Raw genomic sequence first — 24,540 nt, 5'->3', positions numbered from 1 at the left:
CGTACGTCAGGTTCTTCGGCATGGTGTGCTGGGACGTGCCGTGCTGGCGGTGAGCCCCGTCCACCCCATTGCGCCGGTTGAAGCCGCGCGGGCCGCCAACGACTTCGAGCGCGAACACGAGCTCGCGGTACTGCTCGGAGGCGCCCCATACGTTGGTGTGGTCGGGGTGGTGCTCAATCCACACGTTCAGCCACGTCTTGTTGTTGGGCACGTCGTTGAGTTCGGCGTGCACTTCCACCAGGTGACGGACGGAACGCTCGATCGTGTCGTGGCCCTTGATCGGGCTGTCGTCGCCGTACAGGGTCTTGTGCTTGCCCTGGTTGTAGGGGCGGTTCTCGACCGAGCCGATCTTCCGGTTGCCCGGCCCGTACACCACGGTGCCGGGGTAGCCGCTGACCTGGTGGTAGTCGGGGAAGCCGAGCACAGGCGTGGCGCCCTCGGGCAGCTCCCCGTCGGGCGCGGCAGGCGTCTGCTCGAGCCCGAGTTCGCGGGCTCGGGCCCGGCGCTCTTCGCCGGTGGCGACCCACTCGTCGTAGGACTGGACAACCTGGGCGACCGCGCCGGACACGGTCTCGTACGGGTGCCTCGTCGTGTGGTTCTCGATGGTGGTGGCCGCGAACCCGCCGTCGGGGCGGGCGACGACGGAGCCGATGTCCTCGCCGTCCAGCAGGACCCGGGCGCGCTGGAACTGTCCTTCGGCCGCGAATTCCCCCACGGTGACGCGCGCCAGCAGGGCCCGGGCCACTTCCTGGCCGCCGAGCCGCATGGCGTCATAGATCGAGACCGAGTTGTCCTCCGGGCGGTCCGGGGCCGGGGCGTTTCGGGCAGCGGACTCGTCCGGCTGCGTCTCCTCTTCTGCGGCCGTCCCGGATATGCCGTGGTCCGCCTCTGCCGCCTCGCTGGCGGACTGGTTGTCGTCGCGCTCGGGGTTGGGGACGGAGTTGTCAAGGTCCAGTGGGCCTTCCGGCACGGCACTGTTGTCCGGTGTGGCCGGTGCCGGGGTGCTGTCGAAGTCCTCGCGGCGCATCTGCGTCCAGGGCCGGCCCGCCGGCGAATGCTCGGTGGCCTGCGGGTCGGCGGAGGAGGTGGCGGCAGAAGGCTCCTGCGTACGCTCGTGTTCAGGTGTCGGCGCGGTGCTGGTTGCCTGCAGTTGCTGGGCCGTGGCCTCGACGTCCTCGAAGGCGTCGGCCCAGTGCTGGGCCACCTCATGGGCTGCCTGTGCCCGCTTGGCAACCTCGGGCCACCCGGTCCGCTCGGCATCGGCCGCGAGGCGGGCGGCAGCGTCCCGGGAGGCGGCAATCTGCTTGCGCAGGGCGGGGATGGGGGTAGGCCGTTCGTCGAGCGCCTCCTCCGCCTTGCGGATGGCCTTCAGCGCGTCGGTGAGTTCGAGGCTGCTGCCGGGAAGCACTACGTTGGTGTGGGTGTGCAGCAGGGCCTCGATCAGCGCGGGGCGTGCCGCGCGGGCGACGACGGTCTCGGGGCGTACCGCCCATGCGCCGACCGCCTCCCGCAGCGGCCCCGGCAGAGCATTGACCCGGCTGAGCTCACGCCGCACGAGTTGTCCGTCCTGGGTGCCCTCGACCGTGAGGGAGCCGTCGGGGCCGCGGTGCATGCCGGTCAGGGTGAGGGGCTGGGACCAGTTTTCCGGCGACAGGCCCTTCTCGGCGGTCTCGGGCAGGCGGATGACAGTGCCGGGCTCCACCTGGCTCCAGCTGCTGCGCTGCCAGCCGGCCGGTGCCTTGGCGCTGAGACGGTCCTCGCGGCGGATCGCGTCCCCCTGGGCCGCGCCCTTTCGGTCCAGGGGGAACAGGGGGTTGCCGTCCAGGTCGATGAGGAAGAACTTGTACGCACTGTGCATGCGCGGCAGGTTCTCGATGAACTCCTTCTTGATGACGGCGCCGAGCGGCTCGTCCCACTCGTTGACCAGCAGCTTCCCCCCGTGGTCCTTGAGCGCCTTTGGATTGGTGAGGACCGCCTGCAGGCGGGCCCGCCGCTTCTCCGTGGCCGCGAGGTTGCCCGAGACTCGCTCCCGCTCGGTCGTGATCTGGGCGCGGCGTGCTTCGACGAAGGGAGCGTGCGTGGGATCGGCCAACGGCAGCTCCAGCCGGGCCTGTTCGGGTTCGAGGACCTCGGGGGCCTGGCCGCGCAGGTTAGTGGTTCCGGGGCGGGCGGTGGTGATCTCACCGACCGGGTCGGCGGCGGTGAGCAGGTCCTGACCGCGCCGGCGGGCCAGGACATCGTCGTACACGACGGTCTCGAGCTCGACGGTGAGCTTCCTGGGCTGGACGTCGGTGACGGTGTGCCACCAGCTGTGTGAGCCCTTCAGGAGGACCTGGTCCCCGGCCTGGAATTCGATCGGGCTCCAGTCCCTGCGTTCGGTCTCGGTGAAGGCGTCGAGTTCGCTGCGCCGCTCGTTGTCGAGCTCGGGCAGGGTGGTGTCGGCGGGTGCGCCGTCGCGGTGGTAGTGGACGGCGATGGAGCGGCCGTGCTTGAGCATGCGCCGGACGAACAGGCCGGTCTTGTAGGCCCGGGTCTCGGGACGGATACGCGGATTCTGGACCCAAGCGCCTGCACTGGGCATGCGGATGAAGTCCTCGGCCTCCAGCGCGGCCCGGGCGTCCTTGTCCCCTTCGGCGACACCGAAGACGTAGGTACGGGTCTCCTTGCCATACTCCCGCTCGTGGTGGACCCACACCGTCTCCGCGGGCCGGGGTCCGGTGAGGCGAGCGGCCTCCTGAAGGGCTTGGTGACGTTCGGCGATCTTCTTGGCGCTGGCGGACGGGGTGCGCTCGCCGGGCATGTAGTCCGTGCCGACCGCGATCTTCCACTTGACGGCGCCGTCCCAGCCGTTGGGGCCGTGCCCGTGGCCGATCTGCTCGCTGCCGTAGCCCACGGTGATGTGCTCGACGTCGTCGCGGGCGCCCTCTCGTGACGGCTCCAGGCGCCACCAGTAGCCGGGCATCCCCTCGATTTCCCGGGTGGCGTGGCGGCTGTCGGCCGTCGGGGCCGGCGTGCCGCCCGATGCGGCGGCGCTGCTCGGGTCGGCGGACAAGGTGGCGACCTGATCCGTGGCCTGCGCGGCGGCCTGCGGCTCGGGGGAGTCTTGTTCGGCCAGGGCGGGGTCGGCCTCGTAGCGACGCATGGCGTTGAGGGCATCGGCCACGGTCGGGTGTACTTCGCCACCGCGCGGTCCGGTGCGCCCGTCGGGCCACCAGGCGTAGGACCGTTCCTTGTCGGCGGCGTACCGGCCCTTTCGCAGTCCCCATTCCAGGCCGAACTTCCAGTGTCCGACGACGGTGTGGGCTTCCAGGACGACCTTGAACCGGTCGGTGCTGTAGCTGCCAGGGATTGTTTCGCGCGTCATGCTCCACCCGCAGGCCCGGGCGGTCTGCCACAGCTCGTCGACAGTGGCGGGCACCGGGTAGTCGGGCTCCCAGACACCGCCCTCCGTCACCGGTATGTAGTCGCCGGGTGCGGGGCTGGTGGTCATCGAGACCTCCGGTGCCGGGGCTGCCGTCTCGGGCGTCGGCGTAGCAGCAGGAGCGGGTTCGGGTGCAGGGGTGGGGCGGCTGTCGACGAAGGTGCGCAGGCGGCCGGGCATCTCGTGGACGTATCCGGACAGCACCCGCACGAGTCCGTAGAGGTCACTGGAGTGAAACTGCTCCTTCTCGAGCTGGCTGCGCAGCGCGGCCACAGCGGGGGCGAGGCGCTCGATAGCGTCGGCCTTGGTGCGGATCTGGCTGTCGTCGAGCTGGATCCGATCGTGGGCCTCGACCTGGTCAAGGGCGTCCAGGACGCGGTTGAGAGCGGGCTGTTGGCTGTAGGTGAGCGGCCAGGTGTGGCGGGCGGCGGTGCGCAGAGCGGCGGGGACGGGTTCGAGGTAGGAGAAGGCCCAGGACACGCGCATCGCGTCGGGGTAGGTGGGGTGGCCGGGCAGCGGCTGGCCAGTCTCCTGGGCCCAGACGCGCAGTGCATTGAGGACCGCGTGGTGGAAGTTGTCCGGCCCGTAGGGCCGGGGGGGCAGGATGGTGAGTGGTTGGCTGGTCTGGCCGGGCAGGTGCTGTCCCATGACGGTGTGCCAGCCCGAGCCCTCCTTGACGAGGGTGGCGAGGATGGTGTCGTCGGGTGTACGCAGGGTGTAGGCGGGGCCGCTCCAGATCGCTTCCTGGACGACGGTGTAGCCGTCCGCTGCGGGGACCCGGTATGCCAGCCGGTCGGGCTGGCCGGGGTGGGTGGTCTGCTCGTAGGTCTGGTTGCCGAAGGCCTCGTAGTCGTTGAGCGGCTCCATGGGGTGTGTTGCCAGGGGGCGTTGGCGAGGGTCGGGGTAGCCCAGGCGCGGCATGAGGAATGGATCCTGGTACCAGGGCTCGATCGCGGTGGGGAATATCTGCCGCCATGCTTCGCTCCATGCGGTGGCGGCTGTCTTGTCGGCGTGCCGGCGGGCTTGGCCCGCGAGCGCGGCGAAGGTGGGTTCCATCTCTGCCGGGAGGACGTCCCGCAGGCCGGGGTTCTGGGTGGCGCGGGCCAGCATCAGGATCGGGCGGACGATCTCGGACGGCATGCTGGTGCTTAAGGCCCGTACCACCGCCATCGCCTCACGCAGCTGGAAGGTGCGCGGGTCGGCGGCCGGCCACTGCGGATGAGCGGTCAGCGCCCAGGCCGCGGTGATCACGTCCGTGGTGGCGCGGGTGAACTCCTCCAGGCTTGCGTAGGGACTGTCCTGGGGGGTGGCGGGCTCCAGCTCGAACAGCGAGTCGGCTTCCGTTTGCGCGGCGGGCGCCACGTAGCGGTTCCAGGACGCGGCAAGGGCCTGGGAGGTCGGGGCGCCGACGGCCTGCAGGGCGTCCCAGACTGCCTCTTCGGCGTTGTTCAGCCGGGTCCGGTCGACACTGCCGTCCGGCGTTGCGGTGACGGCGACGACGTACTCGGCGTCGGCGTCGAGGAGTTCGCGGCGTGTTTGGTCGCTCAGCCGCAGCTGGATCCAGGCGGGCAGTTCCTCCCAGCGCATCACCATGTGGATGGGAAGGTGAGTGCGGTCGCCTCGGGTGGTGATCTGGATTCCGTCGGGGGCGGGATCGAGCCGTGCCAGGGCGCGCAGGTCCTCGGGGACGTTGGACGCTCCGAGCCAGATGCCGTAGCCGGATCCGACCAGTTCGTCGTGCCAGGCGCGCCACTGGGCGGGATCGTCCAGCCGCCGCACACATGCGGCGAGTCCTGATCCTCGTTCGCTGGAGCCAACCACTCCATAGTGGCTGATCATGGTGCGGATGACGGCGTGCTGTTGGGCGAGGGCGATGGCGGGCACGGCCCAGTCGGTGACCTCGAGGCCGTCCGATGCAGCCGGGCCGGTGGGCATGGTGGTGGGGGTTGGCGCGAGCTGTGCCTGCGCGCTGGTGGGGCGCGGCGCGTCGTTGTACAGGGTCTCCCAGGCGTCGGAGCTGGCGGTGGCCCGCCACGCGGCGGTGAAGGAGTCGGCTGCCTCTACCAGATCGGTCAGGGCCTGGGTGGCGTCGCCGGGCACCGTCGTGTCCCGCCAGGCGTTGGTTACGGCGGTGACGGCCGCGTGGACGCCTTCGACGGCCGCGTGGAAGGCTGCGGGATCGCGTAGGGAGACCCGGGTGAAGGCCGCGAGGGCGTCGCTCAGGGCCGTCTCTGCGCCGCTTTGGGCTGCCTGCTCCTTGAAGTGGCTGGTGCGCGCTACTGCTCGGATGGCCTGGTTGAGGGCGCGGCGTGGTGCGCTGATCACCTTGAAGTGGGTGAAGGCCCCGGCCCGAGGCTGCTTGCCCTCCGGCTGTTCGGCGGGCTGGTCGGCCTCGTCGTTGCCGCCAGGTGCGGAGGGCGGTGGAGTGCCGGGGCCGGCGCCGCCCCCGGAGAGCGGCTCGGCGGCCCGCTGGTCGTGGTCGCTGCCGTGGCCCTCGCGGGGCCCGGCGGCGAGGCTGGGGGGTGCTTCGCCCGTAGGGCTGGCACCGGACTGCGCCTGAGCGGCCAGTGTTGTCTGCGGCTGCATCGCAGGTGCGAGGGCTGCGGCGGGACGGTTCTTTTGGGCGGGCTGGTGCGCTCGCTCGGGCGACGTTGGCAGCCGCAGGAGGCGCGGCGCCCGCTCAACCAGCCCAGTCAGCGGCACGAGCACCGAACTGAACGGGCCGCTCATGCTGTGCGCGAGCGTGTATTTGCCGCCCTTGCCGTAGCGGCTGCGGAAGACACTCAGCCTGTCGCCGGCGGCGGTGAAGCTGCCTGGTGCGGTGACGCGGCCGTGGACGTTGCTGGTGCGCTGCGACGTGGAGCTCTCAAAGCCATCCGCCCAGACCTCGTCACCGGGCTGCAGCTCCCAGGGGTAGACAAGGTCCCAGCCGTGGCGGCCGCGTCCCCGAGCAGCCCTCTCGCCGGGCGGGAACAGGTCGGCGGCCGCGGCGATGTCGTCCGCCAGCTGCCGCGCGTGCTGCCGTGTCTGGGCATAGGAACCAGAACCGGTCCCCAAACGCTTGTCGAAGTCGCGGAGCAGGTCACCGATCAGGTGCAGGTCCTGGGAGGGATCGCCGCTGTAGCTGGCGCCCTGTGCCAGTCGGGTGAGGGCGTCCTGAGCCAGGCGCCAGGGGGCGCTGGGCCGCACCTTCTTGAACAGGCGGCGATCGTCGTCGTCCGGCGCCGGGCTGTCGGGGAGCCGGTTAAGGAATGCAGTGGCTCGTTCCTGCAGGAGGTGAGGCATGCGGGCGTGGCGCCGCAGTTGGTGCCGGGGCGCCGGCCCATGGAGCCAGGACGCGGGTCCGCCGCTGCCCTGGTGGTCGCTCCAGGTGGCGTCGTCCAGGCTGATGACTCTGTGCAGGTCGACAGGCTGGCCATGCTCGTCGGTGCGTTCACGCAGGTTCGGGGCCGCGGTGACGGTGCCCCTCACGGTCACCCACTCCCCCTCGGCGGGCGCCGTCTCGCCTCGCAGGAGGCTGTCGGCCACGTCGGTTGCGGTGACCTGGTGGCGGAAGCTGATCTGGTCGCCGGAGGTGAGGTCCCGCGTGGTGGCGAGCGTGGTGTATCCCGCGGCTAGTTCGGTGTCCTGCCGGGTGCGTCGGGCTTCGGCGTCGTGCTCTGTGTCAGCTGGCAGATGCCGGTCGTCGACCGCCATTGCGTGGACCGCCTCTTCGACGGTGTCACCGGAGTCGGTGCGCCACAGGCGGGCGACGTGTCCGGCCAGGGGAGAGGTGCACGGGAAGGGCGTCTCAAAGGGGCCGGCGAGGACGGCCTCGACATGGGCGGCGAACCGCAGGGCGGTGCGCTTGTCGGCCAGGGCCGGGGCCCCGGGAAGGTCGGCCATCGGGCCAGGCAGGGCCACGTGCCACTGCTGGTCGTCGGGGTGCTGGTAGACGGCGAGGTTCCCACTGGGGGTGAGCGCCAGGTGGCCAGAGCTGGCGATCGCCCTCAGGTGTGCCGCCCGGTGGGGAGAGAGGGCGCTCTGGTCGGGTTCGGCCAGCTCCGGGCTGTCGGAGCGCAGGTGGTCGAGAAGGTCGTCGACGAGTTCGAAGCGGGTGCCGTCCGTGCGGGCGGCGAACCGCGGCAGCGTCGCCAGGTGGTCCAGGGTTGCCTGAGGATCCAGGGGGGTGAAGACCAGGCGGTGTGTGCGTACCGCGCCCGGATGGGCCGGGATGTCGACGACGACCGCGCTGTCGGTGTCGGTGTAGGCCAGGGCCCCGGCCGCGATCAGTGACCTCGCGGTGTGCGTGACCTCGTGGCCCTCCCAGGGCCTGGCGTCCATTCCGTTCAAGGGGGCATACAGGCGCCAGGGATCTGCGGTGAACTCGTGTGAGCGTGCGGCGCGCTGCGCTCGGCGGGCGTTGCGTTCCCCGGCACCGGGCGGGGCTCCCTGGGGCAGGGAGGCGGACAGGTGCTCCCAGTAGCCGCCCGCTGCGTTCTGCTGCAGTCGTTGTGCACTCTGGCGCATCACGGCCGCCCATGCCGTTGCCTGTTGGCGGGCGCGTTCGGATGCGCCCTGGTCGGTGAGGAACGCACCGAGCACGTCGGCGGCGTCGGCGAGCTGGAACGCGTAGGCGACGGTGACCTCAGGCGGGGCCGGTACCTCGCCCGGATGCAGGGCAAGGTCGTTGAGCCCGGTGGTGAACAGCAGTGCGTGTGCAACCGGGTCGGCCACCCGGAAGGCCTCGGCCAGGTCGGGGTCCGCGTCCCAATGCAGCGGCGACACTGGAGCTTCGGCGAGGTGGTTGCGCCACTCCTTCGCGCTCAAGTAGGGACGCATCGTCTCCCCGGTTTCGCGGGTGACGGGGTCGCCCCCGGCCGGAGGGAGGGCACTTTGCTGGTCGCCCTCGGGGACGGTGTCGCGCTCGGCGCGCACCGTGTCGCTGGACGGCGCAGGGCCGGCCGTCGGCTGGGCGGCCGGGGTGTTCGTTTGTGCCGTCGCCGGGGTCGGGGTGGGTTCGTGGTCGCGGGTGCGCCGCTGCTCCTCTTCCCAGGTGGGTCGGGGGTTGGCCAGTCGTGTGCGCGCCAGGTCGTCCCGGCCGCTGGCGTACTCGTGCAGGAGTTGCTGCAGAGCCGCGGCGAGCTCGTGGACGTGTCGGTCGGCGCCCTGCCCGTGCTCCTCGACCAGGGCACCGTCGAGTGTCTCGTTGTGGGATGCGTCCTCCCGCTTCATCCGGTCGAGCAGGCCGTAGACGACGGTGCGCTCCAGGGCGTGGCGGCGCGGCGACCGGTCCAGGACGTGCGGCGGGAAGCTGGCGAGGGGGAAGTCCTGGTCGAGCGCGTCCAGTTCGGCGCCCAGGCCCCTGAGTGCGTCGAGACCGTTCAGGCTTGGGGGCGCGTCCTGGGCGTCGGCCAACAGGCTGGTGAGCTGTGTGTGCAGCGGCCGCAGGGCCGCGTTCACGGCGGCGAGGCGCACTGCCTCGGGCCGGCTGGTGTGGGCGGGGCTGTACGGACCGACCGGCACTGCGCCCTGCGGCCGGCGTACCACCACGCCGTGTTCGCCGAGGCGTTCGGTGGTGTAGCCGGCGCGCGTGAGGTCGGAGTCGAGGATGCTGCGTCCGGTCGCGATGACGGCCGTGGTGGCAGCGGCGCCGGGAAAGTCCCGTTCGGTGGCTGGGCGCACCTGGAAGGTCTCGGTGCGGTCGCCGCGCCGGCGGTGGGCGTCCAGGACGGCGTGGACTTCGGTGGCGAGGTGGTAGCGCTCGGCGTCCAGGCCGCGGGGCAGGGTGACGGTGACGTGGCGGGCCTCGCCGCTGTGGGCGCTGCGCGGGTTGTCCTCGTCGACGGTGACGGGCTGCCAGCCCAGGTCGTGCAGGCTCCCGATGCGGGCATCGCGCACGTTGGGTGCCTCGAGGCGCATCATCGTCATGGTGATGGCGACGGTCCCGTCCAGGTGCGGGACCAGCGTGTAGCCGCCGCCTCCCCACGCGCCCGAGGTGAGTCCGCTGCCGTCGAGGACGCGGGCCACGGTCCGCTCGGCCCAGGTGACCTGGTCCCAGGGCGCGGTGGCCGGGGAGGGCGGGCACAGCGGGACGTGTTCGCTCTTGTTCTCGCGGAAGAGCTGCGCGCGGGCCCGGTCGTCCTGAACGGAGGCGACCCAGTCGGCTGCCAGGGATGTGGCGGCTTCGCGCAGCTCGAGGATGGTGTCGCGGTCGGACCAGGGCAACTCGACGCGTATGGCGTGCTCCCAGAGGCAGCGGGCGGCCCGGGCCAGGTCGAGGCTGGCCCGGTAGGCGTCTGCGCGGTCTTCCAGCCTGTCGTCGCGAGCCAGGATCCGGGCGGCGCGGCGCAGCGAGGCGGCACCGAGATCGTCGAAGGTGGGGGTGGAAAGCCGCTCCCGGACGGTGTCAAGGGCCAGGACCTTCTCGACCTGGTCCAGCAGCGGGCCGCGCGCGCCGCGGAAGGGGGCAATGGAGCGGCGCACCGTGCCGTCGGGGAACTCTGCCCGCAGGGCCGCGGCGATGGCCGCGGGGCGCGCGGCCCTGACCGCATCCCACCACGCGCCGAGCGGCGCCTCGTTCAGATCGTGACCGGCGCGGCCGATGGTCTCTTCCAGGAGTCGAATCTGCGCTTCGGGCAGGCCCTCGTGCCAGTCCCTCCCGATGAGCCACGCCCCGATGGCCTGCTCAGCAAGGTCCGGGGCAGCGCCGGGGTCGGCGTGTGCGATCAGCGTCTCGTCGGTTTCCAGACGGGCACGCAGTTCCAGCAGCGCGAGCTGCAGCTGCGGGCCCATGTCACGTTCGCTGGCGGCAAGCGCTCCCGCGTGTTCGAGGGCGGCCTGGGCTGCGACGTCGAGACCGGCACCGTCATCGATCCGGTTGTGGCGGCGGAAGCGGGCCGCGTCCCGGGCCTGTTCGGCGAAGGTGGTCAGTGCGGCGTGATCGCTGTAGGCCTCTCCCCAGTCGCGGGCCTGGAGAAGTCCGGCGAGCACGATGGGCGCGTTACCCGCCCGGTGGGGGTTGTCCGCATCGACCACCACGGCACGCACCAGCTCCAGCAGGGCATCTTGCCCGGTGCGCGCGGCAGCGGCATCGGCGTAGGGCTCCGCCCCCAGCGGCACCACCGTCACGGACTGCGGTACCTGGGCCAGTGCCGGACGGCTGGGCTGCTGCAGCTCGTCGGTGGGCAGCGTGGCCAGGTGGCGGGTGAGGCGGTCTGCGTGGCGGTCGGCCGCCTGCGCCAGCTCGCGCGCCCACGACGACCAGCTGCCCCCGCGCCCCTCGGACAGCGCCTTGGCCTCACCTGCGAGCTCCCGGTACCGGTGGACCTCCCCGGCCACGCCGCCCACGTCACGGTGCCCGTCGCACAGACGCAGAGCCGCTTCCAGGTCCCGGGTCTGCTCCGCCGGGGCGGTGTCCGAGAGGGGCAGGTTGCGCAGGAGATAGGCCAGCGCCGTGATCTTCTCCTGTGCGTAGAGCATGTCCTGCTGCGGGTAGGTCTCACCCGTGGTGGTGGTCCGCTGCGGCACCAGCTTCTCGGCGAGCCGGTCCGCCGCCTGCTCGAGGAGCAGGAGCGCGTGGTGGGCGGGTACGGCGGTGTGGTGCCTGCTGTGCCGCCCGATCAGGTTCTCGACACTCCTGCGGGCTCGCACGGAGGCGGTCGCCAGCGTGGTTGCCTGTGCGGCCTGGACGTGCCAGGCGTGGGCTCCGCCGAGGGAGGGCATGGCCCTCTCGAACGCGGTGACCTCCTCGCGGTCGGCGTCGGTGAGCAGGATCCGCAGGTGGCGTGTCGCGCTCGTGTGCAACTCCGCCAGTGCCGCCACCGCGGTGTCGAGTTCGGTGTCCGTGGTGATCGGCTCGTCGGTGGCGTTGTCGAAGGCCTGGGCGAGTTCCTCCACGGCCGGGCTGAAGGGGCCCCGCCGGTTGAGGTTCATGGTGTCGGTGGGCTGCCCGCCCACGGGTGTGAAGATGCGCCGCGCACCGTCGCCGGTGAGGCTCACCGTGCCGTTCTCCCAGACCGGGGCATCGAAACCCGGGCTCCGGGCGAGCGCATACAGCTCGGGTGCGGTGTAGGTGATCGTTTCGTCCCAGGTGTCGCCGGCGGCGCTGCGCATCAGCTGGGAGGCGGGCATGTGTTCGGCGATGGTCTGGGCGAGGGTGCTGGCGCGGATCTGCTCGGGACCTTCCGTGCCGGCCGGCCACTCGGTGTCCCCGGACGCCGCTTGGGCGGTGAGGTGCATGCGGGAAGCGTGGTCGTAGGCGGCCGAGGCCAGATCGATGATGGTGGACTCGTGGATGCCGTCCTCGTCGAGGCGGAACTGGAAGGTGTGGGCGAGGTCCACCAGCCGGTGGCACCACTGGGCGGCCTCGGGCAGGATGCCGGGCTGCGGCGCGGTCGCGTCCTGCCACAACGCTGCGCCGGCCTCGTCGGCCATCTCCCTGAGCGCCTTCTCGCTGACGTACTGGCGTCCGCGCCAGGTGCGGGTGAACGCGCCCAGGGCGGCGGCCACGCGCAGGGCCCCGGTACGGGCGGCGGCCTGGTCGGGGTAGGGCTCCTCCGTGTCGCCCATGCCCTGCGGGTCCGCCAGGTGCCACGCGGCCAGCTCACCAGCGGCAACGGGCGTCCCGGGCCCGGGTGTCGCGGCAGCGGCGGTGAGGCGTGCGGTGACCTCGGTGATCAGGTAGGTGTGCAGAGCGTCGGCGGCAGTGGTGGGCGCGTTGTCCTCGGCGAAGTACAGCTCGAGCAGCCCGGCGGGCAGCATGTCCTGTCCGGCGGCGAGGTGCTGTTCGGTGAAGGCGGTGATCAGATCTTCCGGGTCGTCGCCGAGGCTCGCGTCGAGGCGCAGGCGCAGGTCGATGTCGCTGCTGGCCGCGTCCGTCAGGGAGGCGATCTCAGTGGTCCACTTCTGCCAGCGCGCGGGCAGGGGGGTGCCGGCGGACGGCAGCCGCCCCGGGGAGGTGTCCTGCCCCGGTGCGGCGGCGCGCAGGGAACGCCAGATCGAGCCGAACAGGCCGGTGAAGTCGCCCATGGGGCCGATGTCGCTGTGCACAGCTCGCCGCAGACGCGGCGACATGTCCTCTCCCCGCGCTTCGAGCCAGGCCCACAGGGCGGGCGCCTGGGGGACCGGGGCGGACGGGGAGGCGGTGTAGGTGATGGCGGCCATCAGCTGCGGGTCGGCTGTGGCCTGTGCGGCGAGTGCCGCGGCTTCCTGCTGGACCTGCGGGTCGGCCTCGTCGACGAAGCTCTGCATGATGGCGGCGTGCCGGCGCGCGGTGCTGCTCAGCGACATCAGGAGCTCGCCGTGATTGCGGTGGCCTTCCTCGGACTGGACGTGCCAGACCTTCAGCGCGCGCTCGCTGATTTCGTGCAGGAGCGCGGGCAGCACCGGGGACAGACTCTGGCTGATGTCGGCGTGCTGGTCGGTGACGAGGCTGATCAGCCGCAGCAGGGTGCGCTCGTCCGGCCGGTCCTCGGCACGCAGTCCCCGCTCCTCCACCATCAGCCGCTGGGCGAGGCTGATGAGGTAGGTGTGCCGGGCCGCGAACTCCACGGCGTCGGTCGGCGGGTTGGCCGCGTCGAGTTCGGGCCTGCTCAGGTGCAGCACCCCGCTGCGGCGTGCCGCTTCGGAGGCGAGGCCGGGGGCGGAGCGCATGGTGGCAGCCCACCGGGCGCGCAGTTGTTCGATGGCGTCGGCGAGGCCCGCCCATCCGAGCATCCGGTCCGCGACCTCGCTGGATGCGCCCCGGGCGAGGTCACCGGCGCCCGCGAGCAGGGCGTACCAGCCGTTGGGTGTGGCGCCGGGCTTCGGGTTATCCAGCAGGGCGTGCAAGCGGATGACCGTGTGCCGTTCCACGTCGCCCAGCTGCTCCATGGGCTCCAGCTCCCGGGCCCACACACGCCAGGCCTCCTGGAGGCCGGCAAGGGCGGCCGTGGCGTCCTGGGCCCGTGCGAACGGCGCGGGCGCGGCTGCGGCGGCGGCCGCGAGCTCTTGGAGGCTGGGTGCGGGAATGCCGCGGACGGCGGCCCGCGACAGGTAGTTGTCCACTGAGCGCAGCAGCGAGGTGAGCTCCTTCAGCGCCTGGTTCACGGGGCGGGCGGTGTCGCTGTCGGTCAATCGCTGGTGGATCACCCGCAGCCACTGACCGGCCGTGGCGACCTGGAGCCAGTGCTCGGCGGGACCGCCGTTGCCGCCTGCCTCGGGCACCCCGAATTCGGCCTCCTCCACGGCGTCCCGGGCGTCCTCGGCCTGCCACTGCACGAGGTCCTCGAGCAGTTCGGCATGGCCGGCGAGCCACTCGCGCATGTCGTAGAGCAGGATGTCGACGCTCTCCACGGCCTGTGACCGGGGCGGGTAGGGCGTGGGGTGGAGGATCTCCGGGTCCCACTCCCCCGGTTCGGGTTCGGTGACCGTGATCGCGATGGTCGGTGCGGTTGCGGGCTGGGTGTCGGGAGAGAGGGTGGCGAAGGCGACGAGCGCCTCGCGTACCGGCTCATCGAGCGCTGCCAGGCCGGGCCAGGCCTGTGCCTCGTCCTGCAGAAGGGCCGTGGCCTGGGCGGGAGTCTGGTTTTGTGCGGCGGCCGCGAACTGCTCGGCTTCCTGCTGCGGGAGGGCATGAAGGGCGCCGATACGGCCGTTGCCGCGCGACCACAGCGCGCTTGCCCCATCGGCGGGCAGCAGCATCAACCCGTCGTCCGGGCCGAGCCACGTTTCCAGATCGCAGCCGCGGTAGACGCGGAGCTGTTCCCCCTTCTGCACGGCGAACAGGGCGGCGGGTTCGGGGATCAGGCCCGTACGCGCTGTCTGGGCGGTCTGGGCGGTGATGTGGGTGACCAACGAGTCCAGGGTGTCGGTGTCGCCGAAGAACGCGTCGATCAGTTCCTCGTCCCCGGGCGCCCCGGGCTCGGAGAGGTGGGTGATGACGTGTTCGAGGATCCAGTCATGGACGTCCTTGAGGATGAGGTCGTCGGAGGGGTTGTTGCTGATCACGAGGGCGGTGATGCGCGGATCGTCGGCGGCCGCGTCCAGGAGGGCGTCGACGGCCGTGGCGTGCTGCTCCCACTGCGGCGGAAGGGGCAGACGCCGGCCGGTGCGCGGCACATCGGTGCCGGTGGCGCTTTCGGCAAGCGTCTTTGCCAGGCGGCCGAAGACACCGGTGAACCCGGTCGGCGTCGTATCCGAGGCCAGGGTGTGCCGCAGGAGCGGTGGCATCCTCTCGGCGCGTTCGGCGAGCCAGGTGTTCAGGGCTGGGGCGAACGGTACGGGGGCGTGGCGGGTCAGTCGGGAGGCTGGTGTGCCCAGGGCCGCAAGAAGCGTCTGGTCGGCGAGGGCGGTGCGCGTGAGCGCCTGCAACTCCTCGTCGAGAGCGCCCTCTTCTTCGATCAGGGTGCTGTGCAGGCGCCGGGCGTGCCACATGCCCGCTTCGGCGAAGTCGGAGAAGCTCTTCTCCCGGTACGCGTGCTGGCCCTTGTCGTCGTGCTCGCGCATGACCTGGCGGGCCAGGTCGGCGGCGGTCGCCAGTAGGTGCGGCCAGGACGCGTAGATGTGCTCGTCGGCCGCGGTCAGGGGCCGCTGCTGGATCTCGGTGCACGCGGCGACCAGACGCCGCTCGGCGGCCGACTCATTCACGCGGTACTGCTCGGCCGCGCGCTTGGCCCAGGTGGTCACCCTCTCGTGGGACTGCTGCATGGCGGCGTCGTCCCTCACACCGTCGGTGGTGGTGAACGGCGCGGCCGGGGGCAGGTCGCGGTAGTGGGCGTGCAGAGGACGGCTCTGCCCCTGCAGCGGTGCGTGGGCGATGCCGGGGTGGGTGAGCAGGGTGTGGGCCAGTCGCCCGAGGTAGGTCGGCAGCGCGCCCGTGGTCTGGCTGCTGGGTACCGGCGAGGTGAACACGGCACGGGCCAGGCCGTGCATGGCCTGCAGGTGGGCGCCCTCGCCCCGCGGAGTGAGAGCCGCAGCCAGCTGTGCTCGGCTGAACTCGTCGGTGGCCCTTTCGCGAAGGACTGCCAGGGCCTCGTTGATCTCCTCACTCGTGTTGAACGGCTCGTAGGCGGCGGTGGCCAACTCCTCGAGCCAGGCCTCGTCCGGCTCGTCCTGGGGGGTGTGGGCCAGCCGGTCTACGTGCAGCGCAGCTCGGCGGGCCAGATGACGCAGGTTCCCCGACAGGGTCGTCCCCAGCTCCTTGCGGGCAGCCAGGGCGAGCGTGGCGAGCTGGGCGCGGGTGTATGCCTGCAGGGCAGCGGCCCAGTCGCGGCTGTCGAGAGTGTGGGTCGCACTCCAGGACGCGTTGAACTCGGCCAGGATCTCGGCGAGTTCGGGGGCTGTGTCGGCGGGCAGTTCCGGGGGGATGTCGGCGTGAGCGAGCGCCACCAGGGAGTTCAGTTCACCCATGGCGGCAGAGACGGTGTCGTACTCCCTCCAGTAGGGCTCGGGCCGGTCTTCGGTGATCTCCCACCGCCACGTGGCCGGAGGGTACGCCCCCGCCGGGGCGTCACGCGGGGCGTCCGGTGCGGTGTCCGGGCCCGGCTGTGAGGCGAGGGCGAACGCCGGAGCGGGAATGCTGTTGGGGCGTGTCTGCGTGGCCCGCGCGAGGATGGTCCGCAGCTCCTCGCGCAGCGCGGTGAGGGCGGGCTTGGCCCGGCCGGAGAAGTCGACACCCGGCCGCTCCTGAATCTCCTGAAGGATGGCGTCGGCCGCTTCCAGGGCGGCGCGCAGTGCGCGCGTCTTCGGCCTGCCCGACTGACGCAGGCGCTCGATCGCCGCCGCGCGCTGGTGGGATTCGGTGTGGGAGCCGCGGATGAACAGGTCGTCGCGAAGGCCGGTTGCGGTCCACCTGCCCAGCGGCTCTTCCAGGCGGGCGAGGGCTTCGGCGATGTCCTCGTCCGTACGGAACGGGGCGGGCGGCTCCGTCGACTCCGTCTGCGGGACGCCGCTGCTGTCGCCCTCGGCTGCTGCTGCGGGAGTGGCCGCGACGGGGGTGGCCGTGCCGTCATCGGGCGGGTCAGGGATCGGCTCTTCGTCCTCTGCCTGCGGCGCGGCCGCGGCGGCTATGGCGCGTACGGTGTCGTCGTCGGCGCCGTCGCGTATGGCCTGGGTGACCTCGGTGTTCTGGGCGCTCCAGGTGCGCATGAAGTCTTCGAACTGGGCGCGTGCGGCGGCCTCGATGGTGCGGGTGAGGCTGTCTTGTGCGCCGCGCTGGGTGAGGGTGGCGCGGTGGCTGGCCAGGAAGGTCCGCGTCAGGTTCGCGAAGGTCTCCAGGGGCGGGCCCATGGTGGCGCGGTCGCCTCCGCGCAGGCTGCGCAGTAGCCGCTCTGCCTGCTCCAGGCTCCGGGTCAGCGAACTTTCGGTGTCGTGGTAGTCGCCGTCTTCCATGGCGGCGACCGCGGCGAGCAGGTGCTTGCGCAGTTGCGTGAACGCGTGGGGGATGGAGTCCTGTGGCCATGTCTCGCCGGCGGCCCGGCTCAGGGCGACCTCGGCGCCGTCGACCTGGACGAAGGCGTCCTGCCACTGCTTGTGCGTGGTGAACACGGGCACCGATTGCGGCGTTTCAATCTTCTCGGCCTGGGGCCTGGCGGGCGCGGGGGGATCCTGGTCCTCAGCGGAGAAGAGCTGCAGCGCCTCGGGTTCGGTTTCTGCGGGTTGCTCCGGTCGCTGGGTGGCGTCGGCGGGCAGGTCCGGTTCCTGTGGAGAGGTCGCCGTCAGCGCGGGCTGGGCGCCCCGGGCGATCGCCGCTTCGATCTCGTTTCGCCCGTCGGCCAGGCCCAGCCGGTCGCCGATGTAGGGCGCTCCCCAGTCAATGGGGCGGCCCTGGACGTCGCGGGCGTCTTCCAGGGCGTTGGCGAAGTCCAGGGCGTCGGCGCTGTTTCGGTAGGCGGCCCGGTCGGTCATGATCGTGCCCGAGCCGACGTGGTACACGTCCCATTTGCCGCGGCCCTCGCGGGTGACGAGGAAGTTCCCCAGGTCGGAGAGTTGCGAGTTTCGGGCCAGGTCCATGTTCCAGCCGGCTGAGTAGGTGTCGATGCGGACCTGGGCCTTCTCCTGCTTGGTGGCGCCCCTGATGGCGACACCGTTGTGGGTGCGCGGCTGCCGCCTCCAGCGCGGGTCGCGGACCCCGTTGCTGAGGTGGTTGCGGGCGGCCGTCACTGAGGTGAAGCGGTGCTCGGTGCGGGCAGGCCGGTTGGCTGGAGCGGCATCTCCTGGTTCGCGGGGGCTGCGGGAGGCGGCGGCTGCCGTTGCTTCGGGCGGCGTGGGGCTGGGGTCTGCGTCTCCTTCGGCGAGGGGGGCACCAGTGTCCGGCTGTGCCTCAGGCTCGGGCGCTGTCGCCTCTTTCTCAGCGGGTGTCTCGGCCGTGGACGCCTGCTGGTTGCTCCCGAGCTCGGTGTCTTCCGCGGGGCCCTGTGCTGCGTGCTCGCCCGGTTCCTGGCGGGTGGCGGCGCCGGCGTCGAGGGGTGCGTCCTGCGACGGCGTCTCGCCGGTCGGCGCGTCCGGTGTCTGGTCTTCCTGGGTCAGGGCCGGAGTGGGGGACGGTGTGTGCCGCAGGTCGTGGGGGTTGAACGGGGGCGGGGTGGAAGGCAGCGGCGCGGCTGCGGGAGCGGCACCGGTCGCCTCTGCGGCGGGGCTGCTGGGCTCTGCGGTTGCGGGCGTGGTCTGGGTCGGTGTGGGGGTGGGGGTGCGGCGGGCCACGCCGAGGAAGCGGGCGTCGTTGGAGACGGCTTCGATGGTGCTGTGGTCGCGGCGCCGGGCGGTGAGCTGGCGTCCTGAGCTGACGATGCTCAGCAGGACTGGGGTGTCCTCCATCAGTTCGCGCAGCAGGGTGTGTGCGGTGACGGGGTCGGTGCCCACGGTGTACTTGGCGCTGAGGCCGAGGTCGTCGAGGCGTACGTATTCGCGGCCGCTGTCGCCGGCGCCCGGGTCCGCGGTGGGCTCGGGAGAGTCCTCCCACTGGGCGAGGGCGGCCGGGTCGGCCAGGGTGGCGTTCCAGCGCTCTTCGTGCAGCGCGGCCAGGCGGTCCAGCCGCTTGAGGTCGGTGGCGGCTGGGTTGCTGCCCAGCGCCTGGGTGGCTTCCGCGATGGCGGTGCGCCACCACTGGGGAGGCACGATCGCGGCGCTGGCGGCTATGGGCTGGCCGTCCAGGCGCCGTCGGCGCAGCTCGCGGCTTTCGTCGTGGAAGCGGTCGACGGCTTTGGCCAGCTTGCGTCCGCCGGGGCTTGTGGCGGCCTGGGGGTGGCTTTCCACGACGGTGCGCAGGGCTTCGGTGAGCAGCCGTTCGGCGATCAGTGTGCTGAGGCGGTCGCTGTAGTGCTCGGGCCGCTCGGGATTCTCTCCCAGGTCGTCGCTGGTGGCGTCGGTGCCTCCGGCCGCGCCGGCGGAGCGGCTGCGGGAGCGTGAACGCCGGGAGCCCCCGCCCCCTCCGCCACGGGCCATCGCGGGCTCCTGGGATCCACCACCGGTGGCGTAGCTGGGGATGGCCTTGGCCGGTCCGCTGCTCTTGACTTCCGACTCGGCGTCCAGCTCGGCCATCAGGGCGGCAACCTTGGCCTTGGTCTCGGCCAGGTTGTCGCCGTCGTGGTAGACGCTGCCGATGTGGGCCCGGGCGTTTTCCACCTCGCCGAGAGCCGTGTTGCGGTCCGTGCGGGCCTGGGCGAGGTCGTCTTCCAGGTGTGCGAGCCGGTACTCCAGGGACTGGATGGTGCCCGCCGCCGAGCCGGGGTCGTTGCGGATCCGGGCGGGCTCGACCTTGACTTCCTCTCCAACGCCGACGCTGGTGCCGAAGTTGAGGTAGAGGTCGAACATGCCCATGCGGGCGTAGACGGGGACGCCGCCCAGGACGGCCACCTCGACGGGCTCAATGCCTGCGGGCTTGCCGCGCAGCTCGTCGATGACGTCGACGAGGCGGAAGGCCAGGGCTGCGGTGGCCTGCTTGCGCTTGGTGTGGGTGCGTCCCAGGACGGTCAAGGCGAAGTCGTCGCCGCGGGTGGACTGGCGTGTGCCGGGGGTGGTGGCGGTGCCGATGTAGCCGTTGAGCAGGTCGATGTCGGCCTGCAGCTGCTCGGCGAGCTGAGCCTGGGTGTCGATGGTGTACTGCAGTCCGGCCTGGGCGGCGTTGTGCGCGTGCTTCTCGGCCTCCAGGCCGTCGATCTCCTTCTGCAGCCGCCCGACTTCCAGCAGGCGGGGGTCGCCGGCGCCGATGCTGACGGCTTCGAGCATGTGCTCGAAGTCCTCCATCGCGATGTCCTCGATGGTGCGGTCGGTCAGTTTGCCGCTCATCAGCTGGGTGATGAAGCGGGCCTTGCCGAGGACGAGTTGCCACACGTAGGCGTCGAAGGAGTTCTGGGTGACGTAGTTGTAGACGTGGACCTCGCGCCCGAGGTCGTAGTTGAGGTTCTTCTGGCGCACCACGCGTCCGGTGCGCTGGTGCAGGTCGACGGGGCGCCAGGGGCAGTCCAGGTGGTGCACCGCGATGGCGCGGCGCTGCACGTTGGTCCCGGTGCCCATGGTCTCGGTGGATCCGATGAGGACGGAGATCTTGCCGTTGCGGGCGTCGCGGAAGAGGGCTGCCTTCTCGCGGTCGGTCTGAGCCTCCTGCATGAAGCGGATGCCCTCGGTGGGCACGTCACGGGCGGCGAGCTCCATGAGCAGCCCGTCGTAGACGGTCCATTTGCCCTGTTTGAGGGCTTCCTTGGAGGGGGTGCCGAGGTCGGCGAAGACGAGCTGGAGGCTTCCGGGCAGGTCGTCGCCGTAGTCGTCGTTCTTGTGCTGGTGGTAAAGGGCCGCGATCTTGTCGGCGGCCATCGAGATCTTCGTGGGCTCGTCGGGGTCGAGGGCCTTGCCGACGAGGCGAGGGTCGAGGGCGGCCTGGCGCATCCAGGACGCCAGCTTGAGCATGTTGTCCTCGTCCGGCGACACCGCCCGCGAGCGGATGTCCCTGGCACGGGACTTGGCCTCCGCGGCGATCTCCGCGTTGACGCTGGTGGGCGGGCACTCGACCATCTGCGGCCCGCCCTTGGCCACCGCGGGCACGGGCAGGCCGAGGTCTTCGGCGGTCTTGACGTCGGTGGGCACCCACCAGGCGGTGAGCAGTTCGGGCATGTTGGTGAAGCGGGCGAAGCGGGACTTGGTCTGCAGGCCGCCTTCGGGTGCGATCTCGATGCTGGTTTCGATCTCGGCGTGGTTGGCGACCCAGTCGTCGAAGGACTCCAGACCGAGGGCTTTGAGGATGTCGGGGCGCAGGAGTTTCATCCACACGTACGCCTCGGCGATCGAGTTGACGACCGGGGTCGCGGAGGCGCCGGTGACCACGCGGGACCCGTACTTGCCCCGCATGTACTCGAGCTTCATGTGCAGGTCGGTGGCGCGGATCGACCCGGATATGGACAGCCCGGCGTTGTTGGAGGGGTTGTAGAGGTTCTTGAAGTTGTGGATTTCGTCGACGAACAGGTAGTCGATGCCCAGCTGCTCCCAGCTGAGGCCGCCGTCGCGGATCGACCGCATCCGGTCGCGCAGGGCCTGCTCGCGCACGAGCTTCTTGCCCTCGACCGCTTTGACGGTGTCGTCGTCCTCGGGGTCTTCGCCGTCGGCGATGAGCTTGGCGCGGCGCTGTTCCAGGTCGCGTGCGAAGTCGGCGAGCTGATTGGAGATGTAGTTCTCGTGCTCGGCCGAGGAGAGCGGGATCGCCTTCATGACGCCGTACGTCATGATGATCGCGTCCCAGTCACCGGTGGCGGCCTTGGCCGCGAACTTCTTGCGCTTGCGCCGGGTGGAGAGATCCTTGGTGGAGGCGGTCAGAATCTTGGCGCCGGGGTAGGCCTGGAGGAACTCACGCGTCCACTGCTCGGCCATGTGGTTAGGCACCACGATCGCGGGCTTTCGGGCAAGTCCCAGGCGCCGCAGCTCCATGGCGCCCATCGACATTTCGAGCGTCTTGCCGGCGCCGACTTCGTGGGCGAGGAGCGCGGAGGGCTCGTTGAGGATTCGGGAGACCGCGGCCTGCTGGTGCGGGCGCGGGGAGAACTCGTTGGACAGGCCCGGGAACGACATCGCCGGGGTGTTGTCGTAGTTGCGCAGGACGATGCTGTTGAAGCGGGTGTTGTAGAGGTCGGCGAGGGTCTCGGCGCGCTCGTCGTCCCGCCACAGCCACTTGCGGAACTCGTCGTTGATGCGGTCGGCGTACTTGTTGGCGATGGTCGTCGCGGTCATCGCCTCGGCCCGCAGCCGGGCCTTCTCCGCGGTCGAGGCTTCCTCGGGGTAGCTGGGGCTGATGCTGATGGGCTTCTGGTTGAGCAGGGCGCGAATGATCTGGACGGCGGGCATCTCCTCGGTGCCCCAGACCGCGGTGGTCATCACGTTGCGCTCGGTGCGGCAGTTGACCGTCCAGGTGGAGCCTGCGGCTCGCTCGACCTTGATGGAGTCATCGCGCAGCAACTCCCGCAGGAACTCCTGCACATACGGGGCGGCGACCCACGGAGCGCCGAGCTTGACCCTGATCTCCTCCGGTGGGACGTCCGCGGGCTGGACCTCGGTAAGGGCGGCGACGTTGACCGCGAAGGCCTCGTCCATGTCGGCGGCGTCGCGGGCCTGGGTGAGCTTGATGCGGACGTTGCCCGACAGGTACTCGGCCGCCGGCACGAGGCGTCCGGTGTGGGGCTCGGTGAACACAACGGTGCCCAGCGCGGTGCGCGCGGCCTGTTCGTCGGCCAAGTCGAGGAGGCGGGCCACGACGTCGAGACGGATCTCGCCGTACATGTCCAGGCTGATCGCGGCGGATTCCTCGGGGGTCTCCGCGCGGTCGGGCACCTGGCGGGGGGCCGTGACCCGCTGGGTGAAGATCTCCGCCTTGGTCGCGGTGCCTGTCTCCTCGTCGAACTCTTCCAGAGCGTAGACGAGGGGGGCGTGCGGGTCGTCCGCGAAACCGCCCTGCGTCGGGGGTACCCGGGCCCACGTGATTAGCTTTCCGGCGTCCTTCAATTCCTTGTACAGAGCGCGCAGTTCATCCAGCGGCTTGCGCAGGGCCTTGGGAGCGCTGGTGGCCTTCCAGTCGAGCAGGACCTTCAGGTCGTCGTCGTTGAGGACACCGTCGCCGAGGTTCTCAATCGCGGCCTGCTGCTTTGACCCGAGGCGGCCCGTGACCTCCAGGGAGGCGTCCATGAGCTGCTCGGACAGTTCCTCGGGCACGTCGTCCCAGGCCAGCTTCCGGGTGCGCTCCTGGCGGGTGAAGCGTGTGACGGGCCCGTACTTCTTGACGTAGGCGTCGTAGTTCGCGTTGAGAGCGCTCCGCAAGAACGCCAGGTAGGCCTCGTCGGAGTCCGGGCTCGTCTCGGCGTCCAGGAGATCGGACACCGCGTCGCGGATGTCCAGCAGCGCCTTGAGTTCCTTGCGCTGGGTCTTGGCGCAGGGGTGCGGTTCGCTGTCTTCCAGCCGGGCCGCCCAGAAGCTGCCGTCCTCAAGCTCTATGATCCGTCCGTCGAACCGCTCCGCGTCCTCACCGAACTGGGTGCGCGCATCGGGGCCGAGCAGCTCCTCCTGGCGGCGCTCGGGGTTCGCGGTCATCACCATGCCGTCCTCGACGGCGGCCGCGATCTCCCGGTCCAGCACGTCCTGCAGACGGGCCGCGGTGTCACCTCGCTTGACCTTCACTTCCGGCCGGTACTTGCCGCCCCGCCGGCGACCGGGAACGAGGGTGCCGAGCACGTTGAAGGGGCGCCCCTTGAAGTACTCGTTGACGTCCATGGACTTGGCGTCTTCGGTGGTCAGCGTCTCGGTCTTGGCGAAAATCGCGCCCTGGCGCTTGTGGGAGGGCGCCTTGCGGCGGAACACCAGCAAGTCGGTGGCCACATCGGTGCCGGCAGCAGCGGAGTGCGCTCCGTTGGGCAGCCGGATCGCGCACACGAGATCGGCGAGCTCGGCCATCTCCGCCCGAGCGGCCTTGGACGTCTTGTCCATCGTGCCGGTGGAGGTGATGAACGCGGCCGCTCCCCCAACCCGGACACCCTCCAGTGCCTTGATGATGAAGTGGTCGTGCATGGGGAAGTTGCCCGGATTGTGCCGTGGGTCGGTCAGCCGTGCCGAGTGGAACGGCACGTTCCCGATCGCGGCGTCGTACTCACCGCTCTTGATCCGGGAGTCCTGAAACCCTTCGTTGAGGATCCGCGCCTGCGGGTAGAGGGCCTTGCTGATCGCGGCGGTGACCGAGTCCAGCTCGACACCGGTCACCTCCGCACCCTCGGGCGCCATCCCGATGAACGTGCCGACACCGGATCCCGGCTCCAGCACCCGACCGCCCTCGAACCCGAGTGCTTGCAGCGCCCGCCAGATGATCCGCACATACGCCGCATCCGTGTAGTGCGCGTTCAGCGTGGTGCGGCGGGCGGCCGCGTACTCCTTCTCGCTCAGCAGCTCTCGCAGTTCGGCGTTCGCCGCCTCGTACTGCTCACGCCGGGTCTTGGTGCGCTCCCCGGACGGGTCGAAGACGTTCGGCAACGACCCCCACGACGACCAGCGGGCCAGCACCCGTTGCTCATCGCCGGTGGCTTCCCGTTCCTCGCGCTGAATCTGGCGCAGCACGTGCAGTGCCGCGAGATTGGCCTCCAGACGGGCCATCGGCGCCGCCGGAGCGAGATCGTTCTGGGTCTCGGGGCGAAACGCCCCTTCCTCGGCCGCCATCACAGCAGCCCCTGCCGGCGCAGTGCCTCATCGGAGAGCCCGGTCAGCTCCAGTAGCCGGGCTGGGGCGCCGGCGCGGAGCCGGAGACGGTCCGCGGCGCCGAAGTCCCCCGGAACACTGCGGCCGTCCAGCAGTTCGTGAAGGTGGTGCTCACGCCACTGCTCTTCGGCTGCTTCGGTGTCGGTGAGGTGCGGATCGTCTGCCAGGTCGATGTCGTCGTCGGCAGGAAGCAGTACGAGCTCGCGCAGGACCTCGGCCTCGGCATCGCGGCGCATCTGCTGGAGTCGGCTGGCCCGCTCGAGGTAGGACTCCCCCGCCACGGCGGACGCGGCGACGCGCTCAGCGGTCCACCGTTGCCGTACCTCGGTCTGGACATCGGTGCCCAGCTCGGTGAAGAAGGCCTCAGGGTCATCGATCTCCGTGATGCGCCCGGGCCGGAACTCCCGCCAGTGCTGCTGTGCCAGCCGCCTGTACTGATTCAC

2 protein-coding genes (1 of these 2 only partly in view) are annotated in these 24,540 nt (G+C 71.0%); both read right to left on the bottom strand.

The annotated features are described in order from the left end of the window. Window positions 1–24,058 carry the 5' portion of a UvrD-helicase domain-containing protein gene (locus tag ACFWM2_RS33050; RefSeq protein WP_383287609.1) on the bottom strand. It extends 8,078 nt beyond the left edge of the window, so 24,058 of the gene's 32,136 nt are visible here — the first part of the coding sequence; it begins with the start codon at window positions 24,056–24,058; the stop codon falls past the left edge of the window. Then, a complete protein-coding gene (locus ACFWM2_RS33045) occupies window positions 24,058–24,540 on the bottom strand; it encodes a hypothetical protein (RefSeq protein ID WP_383287607.1) in 483 nt (160 codons plus the stop codon). The genes ACFWM2_RS33050 and ACFWM2_RS33045 overlap by 1 nt, the downstream gene beginning before the upstream one ends.

The sequence above is a fragment of the Streptomyces sp. NPDC058371 genome, assembly GCF_042723265.1.
GTDB lineage: Bacteria > Actinomycetota > Actinomycetes > Streptomycetales > Streptomycetaceae > Streptomyces.
The sequence above is the reverse complement of the archived record's forward strand: the minus strand, read 5'-3'. Positions and strand labels throughout refer to the sequence as shown.